Below are 1,702 nucleotides of genomic sequence, written 5' to 3'. Positions count from 1 at the left end.
CCGTGTAGCCCCCGATGTGGACGATCGCCTGCTGCCCGATCACCCGATCCGCCTTCCGCCGCTGTCCGTGTCGATCACCCCAGAGCTTTCCCCGGTCCCGCCGGGCCAGCCCTGGTTCTCGCGGGTCGGACCCGACCCACCTCGGGCCCGGTCGCGCAGGCGACCGGGCCGGCGCGGATCAGGCCACCGGCACCGGTTCGCCCCGCTGCCGGGCGACGTGCTCGACCAGGGAGACCAGCACCAGCTTGCCCGACTGCCGGTCCCGGGCGTCGCAGAACACCAGCGGCACGTCCGGGTCCAGGTCCAGCGCGTGGCGGACGGCGTCCAGGCTGAACCGGCGGCCGTCGTCGAAACAGTTCACCCCGACCACGAACGGGATGTTCCGCTGCTCGAAGTAGTCGATCGACGGGAAGCAGTCGGCCAGCCGGCGGGTGTCGGCGAGCACCACCGCGCCGAGCGCCCCGAAGGCCAGCTCGTCCCAGAGGAACCAGAACCGGTCCTGGCCCGGGGTGCCGAACAGGTAGACCTGAAGGTCCTCGTTGATGGTGATCCGGCCGAAGTCCATCGCCACCGTGGTGGTGGATTTGCCCTCCACGCCGGAGAGGTCGTCAACACCGATGCCGGCCCCGGTGAGGACCTCCTCGGTCTGGAGGGGTCGGACCTCGCTCAAGGCGCTCACCAGCGTGGTCTTGCCGGCGCCGAAGCCGCCGGCGATGAGGATCTTCAGGGCCAGCGGGATTCTCGCCCCGGATCCGTCACGGTCATAGCGCACGGAGTCCATTGACCACCGCCTTGAGAATGTTGTCGTCGGGAAGGAACGCGGTGCCGGCCGGCTCGTACACGGAGACCAGGCCGCGGGCGAGCAGGTCGCCGACGAGCACCCGGACCACACCCACCGCGAGGTCCAGCTCGACGGCCAGTTCGGCGACCGGCACCGGCCGCCGGGCGAGCTCCACCAGGCGGCGGTGTTCGGGGTGCAGCCGGGAATGGGCCACCAGGTCCGCGCCCCGGCGGGCGAGCACGAACGCGACCAGGTCGAGGCCGACCGACGGCCGGACCCGCCCGCCGGTCAGGGTGTACGGGCGGACGACCGGGCCGGCGTCGCCGTCCAGCCACTCGTGCTGCGGCCCCGGCGACTCAGCCCGCATCTGCCCCACCCGAGCCGGACCGAATCGGCGCGGTCAGGTTCTCGCCCACCCTGATCACCAGCATCGCCATCTCGTAGGCCACCAGGCCGATGTCCGCGTCGGCCTCGGCGACGACCGCGAGGCACGCACCCTGCCCGGCGGCGGTGACGAAGAGATACGCCGACTCCATCTCCACCACCGTCTGCCGCACCCCGCCGGCGGCGAGGTGCCGGCTGGCGCCCTTGGCCAGGCTGGAGAAGCCGGAGGCCAGAGCGCAGAGGTGCTCGGCATCGGTACGGTCGAGGTCGGCGGAGGCCCCGAGCAGGAGCCCGTCCGCCGACAGCACCACCGCCTCGCGGGCGGCAGGCACCCGTTCCACCAGCTCGTCGAGCAACCAGTCGAGATCGACGTTCGGCTTCGTCGTGTACACCACTAGGCGTCCCTCTCAGTCACGGTCGGGGCTTGCGGGGGCGCCGCTGGGGCGCCCGGTTCCGGCGCGGTGTCGGCGGCGCGGGTCGAGGCGGAACCGGTGGGGTTGGTCGGGCCGGCGGTGGCCGGGGCGGACGGCACGGGGG

3 protein-coding genes are annotated in these 1,702 nt (G+C 72.7%); all 3 read right to left on the bottom strand.

The annotated features are described in order from the left end of the window. Positions 1–178: 178 nt before the first annotated feature. The 3 genes from E1258_RS32485 to E1258_RS32475 are packed head-to-tail and all read right to left on the bottom strand — an operon-like array spanning position 179 to position 1,560. The gene (locus E1258_RS32485; RefSeq protein ID WP_132407792.1) at positions 179–781 is read right to left on the bottom strand and encodes an ATP/GTP-binding protein; all 603 of its coding nucleotides are present in this window, start codon (positions 779–781) and stop codon (positions 179–181) included. After that, entirely contained in the window at positions 762–1,148 is a 387-nt protein-coding gene (locus tag E1258_RS32480; protein WP_132407790.1) for a DUF742 domain-containing protein, read from the bottom strand. Before E1258_RS32480 ends, E1258_RS32485 begins: the two co-directional genes overlap by 20 nt. Then, entirely contained in the window at positions 1,138–1,560 is a 423-nt protein-coding gene (locus E1258_RS32475) for a roadblock/LC7 domain-containing protein (RefSeq protein WP_132407788.1), read from the bottom strand. Before E1258_RS32475 ends, E1258_RS32480 begins: the two co-directional genes overlap by 11 nt. Between the last annotated feature and the right edge of the window lie 142 nt (positions 1,561–1,702).

Origin of the sequence: Micromonospora sp. KC207, from assembly GCF_004348615.1 — a bacterium.
Taxonomy (GTDB): Bacteria; Actinomycetota; Actinomycetes; order Mycobacteriales; family Micromonosporaceae; genus Micromonospora.
This window is presented reverse-complemented; position numbering and strand designations above follow the sequence as displayed.

Coding starts and splice junctions, on each gene's coding strand:
- E1258_RS32485 (WP_132407792.1), bottom strand. CDS start 781: ATGGACTCCGTGCGCTATGACCGTGACGGATCCGGGGCGAGAATCCCG.
- E1258_RS32480 (WP_132407790.1), bottom strand. CDS start 1,148: ATGCGGGCTGAGTCGCCGGGGCCGCAGCACGAGTGGCTGGACGGCGAC.